The 19121-nt window shown below is 73.4% G+C and carries 15 protein-coding genes and 1 riboswitch; of the genes, 6 read left to right on the top strand and 9 right to left on the bottom strand.

Features of this window, described 5'->3' with window-relative positions:
- Positions 1-2: 2 nt before the first annotated feature.
- Positions 3-2438: a helix-turn-helix domain-containing protein gene (locus AB0M03_RS14445; protein WP_363491761.1), complete on the top strand. Its 2436-nt coding sequence runs from the start codon at positions 3-5 to the stop codon at positions 2436-2438.
- 23 nt (positions 2439-2461) lie between these two features.
- Here the strand turns inward: AB0M03_RS14445 and AB0M03_RS14440 are convergent, their stop codons facing one another.
- Positions 2462-3238 carry a PE-PPE domain-containing protein gene (locus tag AB0M03_RS14440; protein WP_363491759.1) on the bottom strand — a complete coding sequence of 259 codons (777 nt, stop codon included), beginning with the start codon at positions 3236-3238 and terminating at the stop codon, positions 2462-2464.
- A gap of 216 nt (positions 3239-3454) precedes the next feature.
- Positions 3455-4927, bottom strand: coding sequence for a protein kinase (locus AB0M03_RS14435; protein ID WP_363491757.1), 1473 nt, complete (start codon positions 4925-4927; stop codon positions 3455-3457).
- Positions 4928-5173: 246 nt separating this feature from the next.
- Between AB0M03_RS14435 and AB0M03_RS14430 the strand changes: the two genes are divergently transcribed.
- On the top strand, positions 5174-5977 hold the full coding sequence (locus AB0M03_RS14430; RefSeq protein WP_363491755.1) for a DUF6585 family protein: 804 nt from the start codon (positions 5174-5176) through the stop codon (positions 5975-5977).
- 82 nt (positions 5978-6059) lie between these two features.
- Positions 6060-6458, top strand: coding sequence for a DUF4440 domain-containing protein (locus AB0M03_RS14425; protein WP_363491753.1), 399 nt, complete (start codon positions 6060-6062; stop codon positions 6456-6458).
- 282 nt (positions 6459-6740) lie between these two features.
- On the opposite strand, the gene narI is transcribed toward AB0M03_RS14425, so the two are convergent.
- Genes narI through AB0M03_RS14405 form a run of 4 tightly spaced genes read right to left on the bottom strand, consistent with a single transcriptional unit; the run spans position 6741 to position 13521 of the window.
- Positions 6741-7505, bottom strand: coding sequence for a respiratory nitrate reductase subunit gamma (gene narI / locus AB0M03_RS14420; protein WP_363491751.1), 765 nt, complete (start codon positions 7503-7505; stop codon positions 6741-6743).
- A complete protein-coding gene (gene narJ / locus AB0M03_RS14415; RefSeq protein ID WP_363491749.1) occupies positions 7502-8263 on the bottom strand; it encodes a nitrate reductase molybdenum cofactor assembly chaperone in 762 nt (253 codons plus the stop codon). Before narJ ends, narI begins: the two co-directional genes overlap by 4 nt.
- A gap of 4 nt (positions 8264-8267) precedes the next feature.
- Positions 8268-9770 (bottom strand): nitrate reductase subunit beta, encoded by a 1503-nt coding sequence (gene narH, locus AB0M03_RS14410; protein WP_363491747.1) that lies wholly within the window; start codon positions 9768-9770, stop codon positions 8268-8270.
- Between the two features lie 58 nt (positions 9771-9828).
- The gene (locus AB0M03_RS14405) at positions 9829-13521 is read right to left on the bottom strand and encodes a nitrate reductase subunit alpha (protein WP_363491745.1); all 3693 of its coding nucleotides are present in this window, start codon (positions 13519-13521) and stop codon (positions 9829-9831) included.
- A gap of 343 nt (positions 13522-13864) precedes the next feature.
- On the opposite strand from AB0M03_RS14405, the gene AB0M03_RS14400 reads away from it, so the two are divergent.
- On the top strand, positions 13865-15028 hold the full coding sequence (locus AB0M03_RS14400; RefSeq protein WP_363491791.1) for an MFS transporter: 1164 nt from the start codon (positions 13865-13867) through the stop codon (positions 15026-15028).
- Positions 15029-15066: 38 nt separating this feature from the next.
- Positions 15067-15540 (top strand): hemerythrin domain-containing protein, encoded by a 474-nt coding sequence (locus tag AB0M03_RS14395; RefSeq protein ID WP_363491743.1) that lies wholly within the window; start codon positions 15067-15069, stop codon positions 15538-15540.
- Between the two features lie 21 nt (positions 15541-15561).
- Here AB0M03_RS14395 and AB0M03_RS14390 read toward each other — a convergent pair whose 3' ends face one another.
- The 3 genes from AB0M03_RS14390 to AB0M03_RS14380 all read right to left on the bottom strand — a co-directional run bounded on the left by AB0M03_RS14390 (position 15562) and on the right by AB0M03_RS14380 (position 18508).
- A complete protein-coding gene (locus AB0M03_RS14390; protein ID WP_363491741.1) occupies positions 15562-16404 on the bottom strand; it encodes a hypothetical protein in 843 nt (280 codons plus the stop codon).
- 497 nt (positions 16405-16901) lie between these two features.
- Positions 16902-17681: a class I SAM-dependent methyltransferase gene (locus AB0M03_RS14385; protein WP_363491739.1), complete on the bottom strand. Its 780-nt coding sequence runs from the start codon at positions 17679-17681 to the stop codon at positions 16902-16904.
- 113 nt (positions 17682-17794) lie between these two features.
- Positions 17795-18508 (bottom strand): IclR family transcriptional regulator, encoded by a 714-nt coding sequence (locus AB0M03_RS14380; RefSeq protein WP_363491737.1) that lies wholly within the window; start codon positions 18506-18508, stop codon positions 17795-17797.
- A 195-nt stretch (positions 18509-18703) separates the two neighbouring features.
- A riboswitch (SAM riboswitch) is annotated at positions 18704-18846 on the bottom strand.
- Between AB0M03_RS14380 and AB0M03_RS14375 the strand changes: the two genes are divergently transcribed.
- A complete protein-coding gene (locus AB0M03_RS14375; protein WP_363491735.1) occupies positions 18840-19106 on the top strand; it encodes a hypothetical protein in 267 nt (88 codons plus the stop codon). (Overlaps the previous riboswitch by 7 nt.)
- Positions 19107-19121 lie beyond the last annotated feature (15 nt).

Raw genomic sequence — 19121 nt, 5'->3', positions numbered from 1 at the left:
CAGTGACGGATGAACTCGGGCCGCTGCTGCGCCGCTTGCGCACGCAGGCGGGGCTGACGCAGGAGCTCCTGGCGGAGCGGTCCGGGGTGAGCGTCCGTACGATCCGCAGACTGGAGACCGGCAAGGCCACCGACCACCGGCTCGGCACGGTGAACCTGCTGGCGGACGCCCTGGAGGTGGGCCCCGAGGACCGCCGGCTGCTGGCGGCCACGCTCGGCCGGGCCGGGAGTGCGCCGGCCGCCCTGCCGGCCCCCAGACCGCCCGGCCCGCCGCCGGTGCGCGGCGCACTCGCCGACGCCGCGGACGAGTTGGCGCGGGAGGTGCGGCGCCGCTGGCGGCGCGAGGAGGAGCAGCGTCGGGTCCACGACCCCTTCCCGCTCCCGGTGCGCTGGCGGGAGGCGCCGCCGGATCTGACGGACCACTCGGAGAACGTCCAGCGGCTCGAACCGGGCGCCACGGCGGACCGGGTGGACCTGAGCGGTGATCTGCGCAGTGCCGCCGAGGTCTACCGGAGGATCTCCTCCGGCCGGCTGGTGGTGCTCGGCCGGGCCGGCTCGGGCAAGTCGATCCTGACGATCAGGTTCGCCCTGGACTTCCTGGAGACCCGGACCGGTGCCGACCGGGTGCCGGTGATCTTCAGCCTCGGCTCCTGGGACCCGACCACGACGGTGCTGCGGGACTGGCTGGTCGGCCGGCTGCTGCGCGACCACCCGCACCTGGCCCGCCGGGTCCCCAGCGGGGCGACCCTGGCCGCCGCACTCGTCGACGCCGACCTCGTGCTGCCCGTCCTGGACGGCTTCGACGAGATCGCGGAGGGGCTGCGGTGCGAGGCGCTGGAGGCGCTCAACTCCACCTCGCTGCCGCTCGTCCTGACCAGCCGCCGCGGCGAGTTCGCCGAGGCCGTGCGGGCGGCGGGCACACCGCTGGTGTGGGCGGCCGGGATCGAGCTCGCCGACCTCACCCTGGACGACCTCGCGGACTACCTGCCGCGGACCGCCCGGCCGGCCGCCCAGGCCGACGGCGGCGGCCCGGCCGGCGCGGTGTGGGAGGACGTCCTGGCGGAGCTGCGGGCCGGGGAGAGCCCGGCGAGCAGGCACCTGGCCGAGGTGCTGAGCACCCCGCTGATGGTCATCCTGGCCCGCACCATGTACAGCGACGCACGCGACCGGAGCCCGGCGGAGTTGCTGGACGGCGCAAGGTTCCCCACCGCGCACTCCCTGGAGGACCACCTGCTGGCGGGCTTCGTGCCGACGGTCTACCGGCGGCGCGCCGCCGAGCAGTCCGCCGACGGCCGGCCCGGCGGGCCGCAGAACCGGGACCCGGACTCCGCCCGGCGCTGGCTCGGATTCCTCGCCCACCACCTGGTGCGGCTCGACCGCGACCAGCAGGACCTCGCCTGGTGGCAGCTCTCCGCCGCACTGCGGCGGCCGACGCGCACGGCGGCGGTCGTCCTGGCCACCGCACTGTGCGTCGCCGGCGCCGACTGGGCGGTCACCCTGCTCATCACCCCCACCGGCCTCGGCGAGGCCCTGCTGCAGGGGGCGCTGATGGGCCCGGCCGCCGGCCTGGCCTTCGGCTCGGTGTACGCCGTCCTGGCCGCGTCCGGCGGCCGGTCGTTCGAGCCGGCCCGGTTCCGGCTGCGGCTGCCGAGAGCCCGCAACAGCATGGGCCGCGGGCCCGTGCGCACCTTCGTGGGCCGGTTCGGCAGCGGGATGCTCGGCGGTTCCGTGATGGGCATCGGCTGCGCATGCGCCCTCACCCTCGAACGGGCCGTCTACACGGGCCTGCCGCTGACGAACGTGTACGTGCTCCAGGGCACGCTCATCAACATGCTCGCCTTCGGGCTGATCTTCGGCTCGGCCGCCGGACTGGTCTTCGGGCTCGTGGCCGTCCTCGAGGCGCCGCTGGACGTCGCCTCCGCGGCCACCCCGACCGGCCTGCTCTCCTCGAACCGGGCGACGGCCGCCCGGCAACTCGCCGTCCTGGCACCGCTGCTCGTCGTGACGATCGCCGTCGGCGGGTACCTGATCGTCGGCCTGCTGCGCGGCTTCCTCGGGCCGATGTCCTGGGGGCTCACGGACGGGCTCCTGATCGGCGCGGTCGGCGGGATCGGCGGCGCCCTGTCGTACGTCCTCTCCTTCACCGCCTGGGGGCAGTGGGTGGTGCTGTCCCGGGTCTGGCTGCCGCTGACCGGCAAACTGCCCTGGGACACGGCCGCTTTCCTGGACGACGCGTACCGCCGGGGAGTGCTGCGCCAGACCGGCGCCGTCTACCAGTTCCGGCACGTCCGGCTGCAGCACCACCTGGCGCACTCCTACCGGCAGCAGCAGGCGGAGTACGCGCCGGCGCGGTTCGCCGACTCCGGTGCGGGGCCTGCGGACCGCGCCGGGTCCGCGAACCGCGGCGGGGCGGCGGAGGACCGGGCCGACCGGAGCTGACCGGCCAGCCCGGGTGCCTTCCGTCAGGCGGCGGCCGGGAGCCAGACGGTGCCGTTGCCGCCGGTGTTGCCGAGGGTCTGCGTCATGATGCTGCCCTCCTGCCAGTAGAGCGGGTGCTGCTTGAGGAAGCCGCCGAACGACTCCAGCGAGGTCGCGTCGCACACCCCGTCGGTACGGATGCAGAAGCGCTGCACCGGGACGCCCGGGAACTCCGCCGGGCCGGTGCCCGGGGACACCGCGACCGCGGGCAGGTAGACCCCGCGCGGGACCAGGTGCCAGAAGCCGGTGCCGGGCTGCAGCGGGTCGGCGTAGAGCATCCCGTCGACCTGCGACCGGGGGACGGCGGTGGCGTTGTCGGCAACCGCCTGGAGCAGCAGGTCGCCGACCCAGGCACCCTGCGAGTACCCGGCGATCGTGAAGTGGCCCGCGGGGTCGGCACGGTAGGCGTTCTCGAGCGCGGCGAGCGCGTTCCGGAAGCCCTGGTCGACGCTGTCGCCGAAGCTCGCCGCGAACGGCGCCGGCATCTCGTTGTGGCTGCCGACGAACGGGCCGCCGCTGGCCGGGTAGCAGACCGGGATCGGGATGCCGCCGTTCAGGTGCTGGTTCGCGAAGTAGAAGGTGGAGGTGCAGCCGGGCGCCTCCATCGTCGCGCCGGTGCCGCCGATCTCGATGTAGTAGTGGTGCACGGGCTCGGCCTGCGCTGCGGTCGGGACGGCCGCGGCGGCGGCGAACGCCAGCGCGGTCGCACCGACGACGGCCTTGCAACGGCGGACGAACTTGCTCGCACGCGAGTCGGACATGCTGGTACTCCCCTGGTTCGGCATGGGTGGCCCTCGTCCGGGCCGACTGATCCGGTGCATCGTCAGCACGGTGCGACGACGCGGCGTCGGCTGCTTCCGACGCGTCACATCGTGCTGTCGGCGGACGGTCAGCAGCCAGGACACCGACCGGCCGAATACGACCGGTCACCCGTTTCCCCAGGTCAGGCGCCTGCGAAGACCGCCTGTCGGCGGGGATCAGACGAGGCCGAGCAGACGGGGGACCACCGCGGCCGAGGTGCCGAGCACGCCGAACCAGCCGGGATCGATGAGGCTCAGCACGAAGACGACCGGGCATCCGAGGAACAGGACGGACGGCCCCAGGGCCACGAGCCAGCCCGGCTCCTCCCGGTCCACGCTCATCACCGAGTAGGCGACCACGGCGGGCAGCCCGGCCAGCACCAGGGCCGGCAGGGCGACCACGGCGTAGACGACCAGTTTCCAGACCGCCGGGCCGGGCTCCGCCTGGTAGGCGTGGGTGAATCCGGAGGTCACCCAGACCGTCACCGCCGGGAGGAACAGCAGCAGCAGGGCTCCCACCACCGACCGCGGCCGGGACATCGCGGGCTTGCGGGGCTTCTCGTCGGTCTCCGGTGCAGTCTCCGCAGGCGGCGGGGAGTCGGCGGACTCCGCGGGCGTTTCCTGCTCCGCCGGTTCCGCCGGTTCCGCCGGCGGCGTCTGCACGGCAACCGCGCCGCGGCCAGTGGCGTCCCGGGTCGTGGCCTGGGCCGGCCCGCGCCGGTCCCGGTCGGGGTCCACGGCGGTCGGGATCGGCACCGCCTCGCGCGGGCCGCCGTCCACGGCGGTGGGGACCGGCTCGACAACCGCCGGGCCCGGCTCCGCGGTGCGCGGCCTCGGGGGTGCAACGGCCATCGCACGCAGGCGGTCGGCGACTTCGGCAGCAGTGGTCGGCCGGTGCTCGGGCTTCTTGGCGAGCAGGTCGGCGACGAGCAGGTCGAGGGTGGCGGACACGCCTGGGCGGTGGGCGCTGGGCGGCGCAGCCACCCGCCCGATGTGGGCGAACATCAGCGCAGCCGCGTCCAGGTCACCGAACGGGGAGCGCCCGGTGAGCAGTTCGTGAAGCACGCAGCCCAGCGCGTACAGGTCGGCCCGGCCGTCGCCGGCCTTGCCCTCCAGCCGCTCGGGAGGCATGTAGGCGGGGGTGCCGATGATGCGACTGGCCTTGGTCACGGTCGACAGGTAGCGGGCGATGCCGAAGTCGAGGATCTTCACCGAACCGGCCGTGGTCAGCATCAGGTTGGCGGGCTTGAGGTCCCGGTGCACGACCCCGGCGGCGTGGGCGACGGCGAGCGCGTCCGCGACCTGGGTGGCCCACTCGACGGCGACGGCCGGTTCGGGCGGGCCGTCCTGGCGCAGCACCGTTCCCAGGTCGCGTCCGGCCAGCAGCTCCATGACGAGGAACGGCGTGCCGTCGGTGTCGGTCCCCAGGTCGAAGATGGTGACCACGCCCGGGTGGTTGAGCCCGCCGGCGGTGCGCGCCTCGCGGAAGAACAGCTCCTCCGCGGAGTCGGCGTCGCGCTGGGGGTGCAGCAGCTTGACGGCCACGCGGCGCCGGATCAGGTGGTCACGGGCCGCCCACACCTCGCCCATGCCGCCCCGGCCCAGCAACTCCTCCAGCTCGTACCGGTCCGACAGCATCCGGCCCGCCATCCGTCCCCCTCCTTCGGAGCAACTCCCGCCCCGGGCACCCCGTTGCGACCAGCCGCATCCTAGGGCGTGTCCGACGATTCCCGCCGGGCGTGCGGTGCGGTGCAGCGCTGTCGCACGGGCGCGGTGACGACCGGTCACATCCGGCCGGTGCCGTGTCCTGTCCGCCCGGACGTCCGGCGGGAAGCGTGGCACTGCACCGCACGGCCCCGTCCGGTGCGCACCGCGCCGAACCGTCAAGGGGAGATCATGACCGGACAGGACAGCCGCACGGACGACCAAGGCCGGTTGCCGACCGCCGTCGACGAGGCCGCGGCCCGCGCGGGCCTGGGTGCCCGGCGCGCGGTGTACCCGGGAGCGCAGTCGCAGTCGGGTTCCGTCGGCTGCGCCGCGGCCGCCGTCCTCGTCCTGGGCGGCATCGCGCTCGCCCTGTCCCTGACCGCGGGGACGGCCATGGCGGTGCTGCCGCTGGGGTTGCTCGTGCTGTGCCTGATCGGCATCCCGCTGGAGCGGTCGACGGCCAGGAAGAACAGCGGTGTTCGGCTCGACCTCTACGACCGCGGCCTCACCGCCGTGGTGAAGGGCCGGATCCACGCCGCCCGTTACGAGAGCACGTCCGTCCTCCAGAACACCGTGCGGCACACCGGAGTCGGCGGATACACGTCGTACGAGTACACGCTCACGGACGTCGCGGGCGGGAAGGTCGTTCTGCGCGGCCGGGCGGACGGCGTGGGCGAGGTCGCGGAGCCGGGGAGGTTCACCGACCCGCGCGAGTGGGGGCCGGCCGTCCAGGACGCGGTCACCCGCGCCCGACTCCCCGCAGCGATCGCCGCACTGGCCTCCGACGGAAGGCACGAGGTCGGGTCGGCGCGCGAGTCGGCACGGTGGCAGGAGATCCAGGAGATCAAGGTGTTCGACGGTGTCATCAGGCTGAAGGTCGCCGGACGGTGGCGCGCGCTCACCAGTGCCGCGGTGAGCACGACGCCGAACGTCTTCGTCTTCCTCGCCCTCGCCGAACGCCTCCGCGAGCACGCGCACGGTCCGACCGCCTGAGCCGGGTTCCGGCCCGCAGGCGGTCGTTCGTGGTCCGCCCGACCCCTGCCGCCGCAGGCCTGTGCAATGTTACCGTCGCACCGTGTCCAAGAGTGAGATCGACCAGCTGACCACCGAGTTCTTCGGCGCCTTCGACAACCGTGACGGCAAGCCCGCCGACGTGGCCCGGCTGCGCCGCCTGATGCTTCCCGGCGGCGTGATCGTCAGCACCAACCCGCAGTTCACGGCATACACCGTCGAGGAGTTCATCGAGCCGCGGGTGCGGCTGCTCTCCGAGGGCCGCCTGGTCGAGTTCTCCGAGTGGGAGACCTCCGAGCGGACGGAGATCGTCGGCGGCGTCGCCTCGCGGTTCGGCGAGTACCGCAAGTCCGGAGTCCTGGACGGCGTCCCGTTCGAGGGCGGCGGCACCAAGACCATCCAGTTCGTCCGCACCCCCGACGGATGGCGGATCACGGCCTTCGCCTGGCACGACGAGCTCTGACCGGGCCGTCCACACCACCGGCGCCGGACGCGTACCCCGCGCGTACCGGACGGTCGACATCCCGGCACTGCAGGTCCAGGCCGCGAAGCTCCGCCAGGAGGCCAAGCGCCTGCGCAGCCGGGGCCACTTCCGCGAGGCCAACGCCGTGGACGCCCGCGCGGCCGCCATCGAGGCGCAGATCAAGCGCCGGCTCGACTGCGAGCACAGCGTCCGCTGCTGACCGGTGCCCGGTGAACCCCGCGGCGCGACGCTCCGGTGTCCCGCCGCGGGGTTCTCGCCGCTTCAGGCCCGGCGTCCGCGTACCGCCGCAGCCCCCCGCGGACGGCCTGCCGGGGCGGCTCGCCGGCGGTAGACCAGGTACGGGCGGACCAGGTAGCCGACGGGGGCGCTCCACACGTGCACCAGGCGGGTGAACGGCCAGGCGGCGAAGAGCAGGCAGGCCGAGAGCGCGTGCAGCTGGAACAGCAGGGGGGCGCCCGCCATCGCCTCGGGCTGGGGGTGGAACGTGAACACGCCGCGGAACCAGACCGAGACGGTGGACCGGTAGTCGTAGCCGTCGCCGGCGACGTTGTGCACCGCGGTGGCCAGGAAGCCGAGCAGTACGGTCGCCGAGAGCAGCGGGAAGAGCAGCTTGTCGCTCCGGTCGGTGGTGAGCCGGATGCGCCGGGTGAGCAGCCGGCGGGCGCACAGCATGCCCAGTCCGGCGATCATGGCCACACCGGCCGCCGTGCCGAGCGAGACGGCCGTCAGGTGGTAGGCGTGCTCGGAGATCCCGGCCGCCTCCGTCCACGAGGCCGGCACGGCCAGGCCCACGACGTGGCCGCCGATCACCGCGAAGGCGCCCAGGTGGAACAGCGGACTGCCCCAGCGCAGCCAACGGTGCTCCAGGAGTTGGCTGGTGCGCGAGGTCCAGCCGAACTGGTCCTGGCGGTAGCGCCAGACGTGCCCCACCACGAAGACCGCGAGGCAGATGTACGGGAGGGCGACCCACAGCAGCAGGTCGGCACCGCCCACGGCGGCGGCGAGCGGGGTTCCTGCGGGGCTCATCGGTCGTCCTCCCGGGTCCGGGTCGGCAACAGCGGAATCAGCGTCGGAGCGGCGGGCTCGGGCGGAACGAAGGTCTGCGGCGGCGCGAACAGGTGACCGCCGTACGGTTCGAGACCGACCTCCTCGGCCGGCGGGCCTGCGGCGGCGAGTTCCGCCACGGCCTCCAGATCGGCGGCGGTCGGCGGCGGGAGGAGGGTGAGCAGCGCGGCGAGCAGGTGCCGGTAGGGGGACGCCACGTCGGCCAGGGAGTGCCGGATCAGCTCCAGCCCGCGCCGGTGCTGGCGCAGCGGCGCTTCGCCGTTGCCCGGGCCCTCGAGTGCGGCGTACTCGAGGACGACCGGGAGGTGGTCGGGGAGTTCGGCGGCGTCGGGCTCCCAGCCGGCGGCGCGGTAGCGCTGGGCGAGGGCGAGCAGGGCCGTGCCGCGGCGGCGGGTGTCGCCGTGCAGGTAGTAGGTCAGGTAGAGGCTGCTCCTGCGGCGCAGGTCGAAGACCTCGACGTAGTGGCGTTCCAGGGCGTCGGGGGGCTGCTCGGCGAACCAGGCGGTGAAGGCGGCGAGTTCGGCGGCGGCCGGGGAGGGCTGCAGTGCCTCGACGGTGGCGGCCAACGCCTGTCGCGCCCCGGCCAGTTCGGTGTCCGGGTACTGGAGCAGCAGGGAGAGCAGGCGCAGGACGAGCACGCGCTGCGCGGTCTCCTGCGGTGTGCCGACCGGACAGGTCCGGCGGGCCCGGGGGCGGATGCCGATGTGCGGTGCGTTCATGCCCCTACTCCCCCGTCCTGCGGCGCAGGGTGGGGAGGCCGAGCATCACCCGGCCGTCCCGGTCGCCGGAGACCTCGACCGGGCACCGGTCCTCGATCCCGGCGAGGGCTGCGGCGTCCTCCTTGTGCGCGGCGGGCACGACGTACCGGTCGGAGTACTTGGCGACGGCGAGCAGCCGGTGCAGGTCCTCCGCCTCGCGGGCGGTGAGCCCGACCGCCTTCAGCGCGCTCTCGTCGCCCGCCTCGCCGAGGGTGCGCTCACGCATGTAGGAGCGCAGCGCGGTGAGCTTCATCAGCACGCCGGCCACCACGTCGGTGTCCCCGGCGCTGAACAGCTCCGCCAGGTACTCCAGCGGGATGCGCAGCCGGGTAACGGCGGCGAAGACGTGGTCGGGGTCGTCCTGGTTGCCGCCCGCCGAGTCCACCGCGTCGAGCACCGGGGAGAGCGGGGGGACGTACCAGACCATCGGCAGGGTGCGGTACTCCGGGTGCAGCGGCAGCGCCACCTTGTAGGTGGAGACCAGTGCGTGCACGGGGGAGCGCCGGGCGGCCTCCATCCAATCCTCGGGTATGCCCGACTCCCGCGCCGCCGCGATCACTTCGGGGTCGTGCGGGTCGAGGAAGACCCCGCGCTGGGCGTCCAGCAGGTCCTTCTCGTCGGGGGTGGCCGCGGCCTCGCCGACGCGGTCGGCGTCGTACAGCAGGAGTCCCAGGTAGCGCAGCCGGCCGACGCAGGTCTCGGAGCAGACGGTGGGCTGGCCGGCCTCGATCCGCGGGAAGCAGAAGGTGCACTTCTCGGCCTTGCCGGTGGCGTGGTTGACGTACACCTTCTTGTACGGGCACGCCGTCACGCACATCCGCCAGCCGCGGCAGCGGTCCTGGTCCACCAGGACGATGCCGTCCTCGACCCGCTTGTACATCGCGCCGGACGGGCAGGCCGACACGCAGGCCGGGTTGAGGCAGTGCTCGCACAGCCGGGGCAGGTGGAAGAGGAAGGTCTGCTCGAACTCGAACTTCACCTTCTCGGCCCACTCGCCGGTCAGGTTGGGGTCACCGCCCGCGTGCTCGGGCGCGCCGCCCAGGCCGTCCTCCCAGTTGGCGCCCCAGGTGATCGCCGTCGGCTCCCCGGTGAGGACCGAGCGCGGGCGGGCGACCGGGACGTCGCGCCCGGCCGGGGCGCTGACGAGGTTGTCGTAGTCGTAGGTGACCGGCTCGTAGTAGTCCTCGATGGACGGCAGGTCGGGGTTGGAGAACAGCGACAGCAGCCGCTTGACGCGTCCGCCCGAGCGCAGGACGAGCCGCCCGCGCGCGTCGAGCATCCAGCCGCCCTTCCACTTCTCCTGGTCCTCGTAGCGGCGCGGGTAGCCGACGCCGGGCTTGGTCTCGACGTTGTTGAACCAGGCGTACTCGACACCGGTGCGGTTGGTCCACGTCTGCTTGCAGGTGACCGAGCAGGTGTGGCAGCCGATGCACTTGTCGAGGTTCATCACCATCGCGATCTGGGCCATCACCCGTCCGACGGCGGCTCCGCCGCGGGGTCCGACAGTGGCTTCACCAGGGGGCATATCAGTACTCCACGTCCTGCGAGCGACGCCGGATGACGGTGACCTCGTCGCGCTGGTTTCCGGTCGGGCCGTAGTAGTTGAAGGCGTAGGTGAACTGTGCGTAGCCGCCGGCGAGATGGGTGGGCTTGAGCAGCAGCCTGGTCAGGGAGTTGTGGATGCCGCCGCGCCTGCCGCTGACCTCCGTCTTCGGCACGTTCACGTTGCGGTCCTGGGCGTGGTACATGTACACCGTGCCCTCGGGCATCCGGTGGGTGACCACTGCTCGCGCGGCGACGACGCCGTTGCGGTTGTACGCCTCGATCCAGTCGTTGTCCTTCACACCGATCTTCTCGGCGTCGCCGGTGGACATCCAGATGACCGGACCGCCGCGGGACAGGTCGAGCATGTACTTGTTGTCCTGGTAGTTCGAGTGGATGGACCACTTGGAGTGCGGGGTGAGGTAGCGGACGGTGACCTCGGCCCGGCCGTCGCCCAGGTGCTCGTCGCCGTAGTGCCGGGGCGAGTTCAGCGGGGGCCGGTAGACGGGCAGTTGCTCGCCGACCTCGGACACCCAGTCGTGCTGGACGAAGAAGTGCTGCCGGCCGGTGAGGGTGTGCCAGGGCTTCTTGTGCTCGGTGTTGATGACGAACGGTGAGTAGCGCCGCCCGCCGGTCTCCGAGCCCGACCACTCGTACGACGTCAGCACCGCGCGGGGCTGGGTGCGGGTGTCGGCGAACGTGATCCGCTCCGCCTCGCGTTCGGCGGCGAGCTCGACCAGGCCCTCGCTGCCGGTCTGCTTCTCGAGCACCCGGAAGCCCTCGGCGGCCAGACGTCCGTTGGTGGTGCCGGACAGGGCGAGGACCGCCTCGCACATGTGGCTCGCGGTGGCGAGCGAGGGCCGTCCGGCGGCGATCCCGTCCCTGACGGTGCCGTTGCGGTGCCGGAGTTCGTCGATCTCCTTGTCAGGGACGACGGTGACGCCCTTGGTGGTGGTGCCCAGGGTGTCGAGCAGCGGGCCCACGGCGCGCATCTTCTGGGCGATCGCGGTGTAGTCCCGCTCGACGACCGCCAGCTTCGGCATGGTCCTCCCGGGGACCGGTTCGCACTCGCCGGTCTTCCAGTCCCGCACCACACCGCCCGGCTGGGCGAGTTCGTCCGGGGTGTCGTGCAGCAGCGGCACGGCGATGACGTCGGTGCGGGTGCCGAGGTGGTCGGCCGCCAGCTCGCTGAACCGGTCGGCGAGGGCCAGGAAGGTGTCGTAGTCGGTGCGCGCCTGCCAGGGCGGGGCGATGGCCGGGGTGAAGGCGTGCATGAAGGGGTGCATGTCCGTGCTGGACAGGTCGTCCTTCTCGTACCAGGTGGCGGCCGGGAGGACGACGTCGGCGTACAGGCCGGTCGAGGTCATCCGGAAGTCCATGGTGACCAGCAGGTCGAGCTTGCCCTCGGGCGCCTCCTCCCGCCACACCACGTCCTTCGGACGCCCCTCGGGCGGGGTCTCCTCGGAGCGGACGGACCCGTCCGTGCCCAGCAGGTGGCGCAGGAAGTACTCGTTGCCCTTGCCGGAGGAGCCGAGCAGGTTGGCCCGCCACACGGTCAGCACGCGCGGGAAGTTGGCGGGGTCGTCGGGGTCCTCGGCGGCGAACCGCAACCGTCCCGACTTCAGCTCGTCGACGATGTGCTCGGCGACCGGCCGGCCGGCCCGGGCGGCTTCGTCCGTCAGGTCGAGCGGGTTGCGGTCGAAGCCGGGGTGACCGGGCGTCCAGCCCAGTCGCACGGCCTGCGCCAGGCAGTCCGCGAAGCCCTTGCCCCGGAACCGTCCCTCCCCGAGCGGGGAGGCGATCTCGTCGGGCCCGAACGCCTCGTAGCGCCACTGGTCGGAGTTCAGGTACCAGTACGAGGTGCCCGCCATGTGCCGGGTGGGCCGCTGCCAGTCGAAGGCGAACGACAGGTGCTGCTGCCCGGTGACCGGGCGGACCTTCTCCTGGCCGACGTAGTGCGCCCAGCCGCCGCCGTTGACGCCCTGGCAGCCGGTCATGGTGATGAGCGCCAGGAAGGCCCGGTAGATGGTGTCGGAGTGGAACCAGTGGTTGGTTCCGGCCCCCAGCGCGATCATGGACCGGCCGTTGGTGCGCTCGGCGTTGCGGGCGAACTCGCGGCCGATGCGGGCCGCCTGCTCGGCCGGCACGGAGGTGATCGTCTCCTGCCAGGCCGGGGTGCAGGGCTGCGACGCGTCCTCGTACGACGACGGCCAGCTGCCCGGGAGACCGGGACGGTGCACCCCGTACTGGGCAAGCATCAGGTCGAAGACGGTGGTGACGGGTCGGCCGCCGATCCGGCGCACCGGCACACCGCGCACCAGGACCGAGCCGCCCTCCGTGGCGCCCTCGTCGAAGCGGGGCAGCGCGATCTCGACCGTCTCCTCGGCCCGCTCCAGCAGGCTCAGCTCGGGTACGACATCGCCCAGGTCGAGGTTCCAGTGGCCCTGCTCCTTCGCCCAGCGGAAGCCGAGCGAGCCGTTCGGCACGACCGGCTCGCCGGTGGCCGAGTCGACGAGGACGGTCTTGGACCCGGCGTGCTCCGTGTCGTGTCCGAGGTCGGCCGCGGTCAGGAACCCGTCCGGGACGAGACCGTGCTCGTGCTCGCGCAGGGCCACCAGGAACGGGGCGTCGGTGAACGTGCGCAGGTAGTCCCGGAAGTACGGCACTTCGCGGTCGACGAGGAACTCGCGCAGGATCACGTGGCCCATGGCCATGGCCAGCGCGCCGTCCGTACCGGGGTGCGGGGCGAGCCATTCGTCGGCGTGCTTGACGTTGTCGGCGTAGTCGGGGCTGACCGCGACGATCTTGGTGCCGTTGTAGCGGGTCTCGGTCAGGAAGTGCGCGTCGGGCGTGCGGGTCACGGGGATGTTGGAGCCCCACATGATCAGGTATCCCGCGTTCCACCAGTCCGCGGACTCCGGCACGTCGGTCTGGTCGCCCCAGACCTGCGGCGAGGCGATGGGCAGGTCCGCGTACCAGTCGTAGAACGACAGCAGCGTCCCGCCGATCATCGAGTGGTACCGGGCCCCGGCCGCGAACGACGCGATCGACATCGCCGGGATCGGGGAGAAGCCCGCCACCCGGTCGGGGCCGTACGTCTTGACGGTGTGCACCTGGGCGGCGGCGACCAGCTCGGTCACCTCGTCCCAGTCCGCCCGCACCAGGCCGCCCTTGCCGCGCGCGCTCTTGTACGCCCGGGCCCTGGCCGGGTCGCCGGTGATCTCGGCCCACGCCGCCACCGGATCGCCGAGCCGGCCGCGGGCCTCGCGCCACATCTCGAGCAGCGCGCCGCGCACGTACGGGTAGCGCACCCGGCTGGGCGAGTAGGTGTACCAGGAGAAGGAGGCTCCGCGCGGGCAGCCGCGCGGCTCGTACTCCGGGCAGTCGGTGCCGATGGAGGGGTAGTCGGTCGCCTGGTGCTCCCAGGTGATGATGCCCTCCTTGACGTACACCATCCAGGAGCAGGAACCGGTGCAGTTCACCCCGTGGGTGGACCGCACCACCTTGTCGTGGGACCAGCGGTCCCGGTAGAAGCCCTCCCACTCGGTGCCGCCCTCGCCGAACACGGCCCGGCCGTCGGCCGACACCTCGCGGCGCGTCAGCAGCCGTCTCGCCGCCAGCGGCCACTGCTCTTCTCCACGGGTACCGGGGTCACCCGCCGTCGTCTCACGCTCCATGGGCCGAACGGTAGGCAGCGAGCACCTCCCCGCGCGGGGGCCGAAGGTCCCGGACGACCTGGCCGGGGGACCCGGGAGCCCCGGCTGGAATCAGGACCTCCGGTCCCCCGCTCGGGGACCGTCGGCAGGGCCCCGGAAGACCCCGGACACAGCAGGCTGATGCCCGATCGGACCGGAGGGCGACCACCGTGCACGACCCGGTCCGACGCCCGGCCGGGCTCCTCCCGCCGGCCCGATCCGTCGCCCGCACCGGAGAAACGGAGAGCACACCATGGACACCCGTCCGAACGGGAACCGACCGACTGCGCCGACGTCCGGGCCCACGTCCGGGCAGCGGACGCTGATGCTGACCCTGGCCACCCTCGGCTTCGCCCTCAACTTCTGGGCCTGGGCGCTGATCAGCCCGCTCGGCCCGCGGTTCAAGGACTCGCTCGGCCTCAGTTCGTTCCAGCAGTCCCTGCTCGTCGCCGTGCCCGTGATCGTCGGCTCCCTGGGCCGCATCCCGGCGGGCGCGCTCACCGACCGCTACGGCGGCCGGGTGATGTTCCCGCTGGTGTCCGCCGCCACCGTCGTGCCGGTGCTGTACCTCGGCCTCGCCGGGCACTCGTCGCTGGCCCAGCTGCTCGTCGGCGGGTTCTTCCTGGGCATCGCCGGTACCTCGTTCGCCGTCGGCGTGCCCTTCGTCAGCGCCTGGTTCCCCCCGGAGCGGCGGGGTACGGCCGTCGGCGTCTTCGGGGCCGGCATGGGCGGCACCGCGATCAGCGCGCTGACCACGGTGAACCTGGTCAAGAGCCACGGCACCGCCGCCCCCTTCGTCCTCACCGCGATCGTGCTCGCCGCGTACGCGGTGGTGGCCCTGCTCCTGCTGCGCGACGCACCGGGGCGCACGGTGCCGTCCGAGCCGCTGGCCCGCCGCCTCGGCAAGACGCTCCGGCTGCGCACCACCTGGCAGGCCTCGGCCCTGTACGCCGTCGCCTTCGGCGGCTACGTCGCCTTCTCCGTCTACCTTCCGACCTACCTCAAGACCGCCTACGGGCTCCAGCAGGCGGATGCGGCGAACCGGATGGCCGGGTTCGTGCTGCTGGCGGTCCTGATGCGGCCGGTCGGTGGCTGGCTGTCGGACCGGACGAGCCCTGTCCGGGTGCTCGGCTGGGCGCTCGCCGTGGTCGCCCTCGGTGCCCTGGTCCAGGCCTTCACCCCCGCACTGGCCCCGCTCGGCACGGTGGCCTTCCTCGCCATGGCCGCGGCCCTGGGCGCCGGCAGCGGGGCGACGTTCGCCCTGGTCGCCCTGCTCGCGCCCGCGGACCGGGTCGGCTCCGTCACCGGTGTGGTCGGGGCGGCGGGCGGCCTCGGCGGATTCGTCCCGCCGCTGCTGCTGGGCGCCCTGTACGGCAGCTACCACTCCTACGCCGCCGGCCTGGCGGCGCTCGTCCTCGTCGCCCTGGCCGCCATGGCCTTCACCGCCACCCGGGTCAGGCGCGCCGTCCACCGCGCCGCCCACGCCTGACCGGCCGCCGGCCGGCCGAGAGAGGGGATCTCCCCGACATGTGCGAGTACTGCGGATGCCAGGCCCTCACCGCCATACGCGACCTGACGAACGAACACGAGGCCGTGGTCGACCTGATCGGCGCGGTCCGGGCCGCGCACCGCGACGGCGACACGCCCCGCGCGGCCGAGGCCGCCCGGCACATCGCCGCCCTGCTCCGCCCGCACACCGAGGTCGAGGAGCGCGGCCTGTTCCCGGCCCTGGCCGGGGAGTTCCCCGACCACATCGCCGTCCTGGAGGCCGAACACCGACACATCGAGGCCGTCCTCGGCGAGGCGGCGGACGGCACGCCCGCCGACCCCACCTGGCCCGGACGCCTCATGGACACCCTCGGCCGGCTTCGGGCCCACATCCTCAAGGAACAGGACGGCGTCTTCCCCGCCGCCCTCGCCCTGCTGAGCACGGCGGACTGGGAGGCGGTCGAGGCCGTACGCGCCCGGGTCGGCACGGCCCTGCCGAACGCCACCGGCTGACGGCCCGCCGCACCCCGCGCGCTACGGACGTTCGCAGAGCTGGAGGACACCGCCCACCGAGAAGCAGAGGGCTCCGACGAGGGTGCCCCAGTTGGCGATGTCGGAGTTGATCAGGCTGCCGGTGGCGGGGCGGGTGTAGGCGGCGAGCGCCGAGACCATGAAGAGGACGGAGCCGAGCTGGTTCACGGCGACGATCCACCAGCCGAGGCTGCGGCGGCGGATGCAGGGCCGGCCGTGGCAGATCTCGACGAACGCCAGGTGGCCGGAGACCAGGAAGAGCACGCAGCCGATGACGTCGGGCGCCCAGATCAGCCGGTTGACCTGCTGGACACTCAGCCCCTGCATGAAGGAGTCGATCAGGTTGACGGCGAACACCAGGGTGCCGGCGAACAGGACGAACGCGCTCAGCCAGTCCACCCGCATCGGCTCGTAGCTCCACCACCGCCAGTGCCGGGTGACCAGTCGGCCCTCGCCCCCGGGCACATGGCGGGGCGCGTTGACGACCTGGAGCAGGGAGACGTAGCCGCCGGTGTTGAAGAACAGGCCGCCGGCGAAGTAGATCGAGGCGCAGGTGGTGGCGTCGCCGGAGCCGAACTGGGCGACACCGGCGCCCGCCGCGAACAGCGCACCGCCGATGACGAAGGCGGTGGCCGCGACGGCGTTGAGCCTGCGCAGGCGGCGGAGTCCGGCGTCGTCGGCGCTGGCGTGATGGCCGGTGCGTGCGCCGGCCGGGTGGACGGCGATGAGTCCGCGCCGCCGGGCGAGCCGCGACTCCCACACGGCGGTGCCACCGCCGGGCGGGTGCCAGGTGAGCCGGGTGGTGAACGGTCCCGCGCCTTCGGCGCGCTGCTCGGGCTGTCCCACGGGCCGAGACTAGACGGCCTCCGGACCGTCGACCGGGCGAAACGCCGCCGGTGCGGCGGGCCGGCCGCTGTCCGCCACCTGAACAGGCGGTCACCGGCGTCGGCCATGCGACGGGTGGCGCCGTGGCGGTTCACCCAGTCGCGGACGAGGTTCACGGCACTGGCGCACTGCCAGCCGCCGTCGTACTCGCGCACCCCGGTGAAGGCGCCGTAGCCGGCGATGATGCCGTCCACCCGCGCATCGCCCAGCAGCTTGTCGACGTACCACGGATCGTTGTAGGTGGTCGTCCAGGACAGCGTGGCCGCGAGCCGTCCCGCGGCACGGTCCCCGGCGCCCTTCTTCAGCTCCGCACACGTGTTGTACGTGGCTTCCGTGCAGTTGCCGAACCCCTTGGTGATGTCGCTGTCGCCGTAGTCCATCACCCGGCGACCGGCCGGGATCGCGGAACCCCCGCGTGCTCGCGGCAGTGCTGCGGACCCGAATGTCGACGTGAGGCCTCACAGCCGCCGGCTGCGCAGGACGCCGGTCAGCATCGGCAGGGTGAACTCACCGCGGGCGGTCTCCGGTCCGCCCGCGAGGAAGGCGCGGATCCGGCCCAGCGCGGCCTCCCGTTCCTGTTCCGGCATGACCAGCAGCCCCGCGCGGGTCGCGAGTGCCGCCACGAGGGAGTCCGCGGTGCGGCGCTGCCCGTGCGGGAACTCCGCCTGCTCCGGCGAACCGAACCGGGCGGCCCCGCCGGTCTTCGGGAGGTGCATGCCGGCCGTCTCGGCCCGCCAGGCGGCAGGCGTGTCACGGGGGCCGACGGCCGCGCTGCCGCCGACCCGGGCCAGCCCCGCGACCCACTCGACCCGGTCGTCCAGGACGTTCCACAGACCGGCCAGGACGCCGCCGGGTGCGAGGACCCTGGCGATCTCGGGCCCCGCAACGGCCATGTCGAACCAGTGCATGGCGTTGCCGGCCAGCACGGCATCGACGGAGGCGTCCGGCAGCGGTATCGCCTCGGCGGTGCCCGGCAGGGCGCGGACGCCCGGCAGCGAGCGGCGCAGCTCGGCCAGCATCGCCGGATCGGGCTCGACCGCGACGACCTCGGCACCCAGCGCGACCAGCCCCGCGGTCAGCTTGCCCGTCCCGGCGCCGAGGTCGAGCACCCGCAGGCCGGGCGCGGGTTCGAGCGCCCAGCGCACCGCGGCCTGCGCGTAGTCCGGGCGGTGCTCGGCGTACTCGACCGCCGCAGCACCGAACGACGAGGCGTGAAGCAACCGTTCGTCCTGATCCACGCGCTGACGCTACCGATGCCGCCGGCAAATCGGCTACCCCGCGGGTCCGCCGGACCGACTGCCGTCCGGCCGGGCCCCGGCGGCTCGAGCCCCCACGTGCAGGTGCGAGCCGGTCAGGGGCGGCGCAGGGCTTCGCCGAGGTGGCCGGCAGCCTCGATGACGGCCCGGGAGAGACGGGCGCCGGGGTGACGGGTGAGCCGCTCGATCGGGCCGGAGACCGAGACGGCGGCCACGACCCGGTCGGACGGACCGCGGACGGGCGCGGAGACGGAGGCGACCCCGGGCTCGCGTTCACCGACGGACTGGGCCCAGCCGCGGCGCCGTACGCCGCTGAGGGCGGTGGCGGTGAAGCCGGCGCCCTGCAGGCCGCGGTGGAGGCGCTCGGGTTCCTCCCAGGCGAGCAGGATCTGGGCGGCGGAGCCGACCTTCATGGGGAGGGCGATTCCCACCGGGACCGTGTCGCGCAGGCCGGAGAGGCGCTCGGCGGCGGCCACGCAGATCCGGATCCCGCCCTGCCGGCGGTAGAGCTGGGCGCTCTCACCGGTGACGTCGCGCAGCTGGGCCAGGACCGGGCCGGCCGCGGACAGCAGGCGGTCCTCGCCGACGGCCGCCGAGAGCTCGGCGAGCCGGGGGCCGAGGGTGAACCGGCCCTGCAGGTCCCTGGCGACCAGTCGGTGGCGTTCGAGTGCGACGGCGAGCCGGTGGGCGGTGGGCCGCGCCAGGCCGGTGGCGGTCACGAGTCCGGCCAGGGTGGCGGGACCGGCCTCCAGCGCGCCGAGGATCGAGGTGACCTTGTCGAGCACGCCGACGCCGCTCGTGTTCTCCATGGATGGGTACTCCGTCTCAGATCCCGTGAGCGGCGGGTGGCCTCGCTCACGGACGCTCCGTGCGGGGAGCGGGGGTGGTCAGCGAGGACAGGCCGGAGAAGTCGGCCGATTGCCTGCGCCGGGCACGAGACGGGCACGCGGGGAGGCCGGAGCGGGAAGCGCCCGGACGAAGGACAGCACAGAGAGCACCGTGTCTCCTCATCTTTCCCGCGCCACATTGGCGACAGGCCGGAGTTGGCACTGATCCCGGACGGCGCGGCGCGTACTTCGGACGCCGGGTCGACCGGGGAGTTGCCGGGGCTTCGTAGGGCCGGTCCCTCCACCCCTCTGGATGATTCGCGAGGAACCATACAAGATTCCCCGGGCGGCCCGCCAAACCCCCCGCCGCATCCCCCACCCACCCTTCACCGGGACTGCCGCAACGTACTCCCCCACGAGCTACGACACCGTCGTCGTCCACAACCCCACGGGCAGCACCTACGACGTCACCCTGCTTGCGGGGACCTGGACGAAGGTCCTCGACACCAACGGCAGCTCCTCCGCCACCGGGACCACCGCCTGCGACAGCCTCGCGGTGACCGTCTCCAGGAGGAACTGACGGGGTGTCCGCACC

This window comes from Kitasatospora sp. NPDC051914, assembly GCF_040680995.1.
Lineage (GTDB): Bacteria > Actinomycetota > Actinomycetes > Streptomycetales > Streptomycetaceae > Kitasatospora.
This window is presented reverse-complemented; position numbering and strand designations above follow the sequence as displayed.

Coding starts and splice junctions, on each gene's coding strand:
- AB0M03_RS14395 (WP_363491743.1), top strand. CDS start 15,067: ATGTGCGAGTACTGCGGATGCCAGGCCCTCACCGCCATACGCGACCTG.
- AB0M03_RS14375 (WP_363491735.1), top strand. CDS start 18,840: ATGATTCGCGAGGAACCATACAAGATTCCCCGGGCGGCCCGCCAAACC.
- AB0M03_RS14430 (WP_363491755.1), top strand. CDS start 5,174: ATGACCGGACAGGACAGCCGCACGGACGACCAAGGCCGGTTGCCGACC.
- AB0M03_RS14400 (WP_363491791.1), top strand. CDS start 13,865: ATGCTGACCCTGGCCACCCTCGGCTTCGCCCTCAACTTCTGGGCCTGG.
- narI (WP_363491751.1), bottom strand. CDS start 7,505: ATGAGCCCCGCAGGAACCCCGCTCGCCGCCGCCGTGGGCGGTGCCGAC.
- narH (WP_363491747.1), bottom strand. CDS start 9,770: ATGGCCCAGATCGCGATGGTGATGAACCTCGACAAGTGCATCGGCTGC.
- AB0M03_RS14440 (WP_363491759.1), bottom strand. CDS start 3,238: ATGTCCGACTCGCGTGCGAGCAAGTTCGTCCGCCGTTGCAAGGCCGTC.
- AB0M03_RS14405 (WP_363491745.1), bottom strand. CDS start 13,521: ATGGAGCGTGAGACGACGGCGGGTGACCCCGGTACCCGTGGAGAAGAG.
- AB0M03_RS14435 (WP_363491757.1), bottom strand. CDS start 4,927: ATGGCGGGCCGGATGCTGTCGGACCGGTACGAGCTGGAGGAGTTGCTG.
- narJ (WP_363491749.1), bottom strand. CDS start 8,263: ATGAACGCACCGCACATCGGCATCCGCCCCCGGGCCCGCCGGACCTGT.
- AB0M03_RS14380 (WP_363491737.1), bottom strand. CDS start 18,508: ATGGAGAACACGAGCGGCGTCGGCGTGCTCGACAAGGTCACCTCGATC.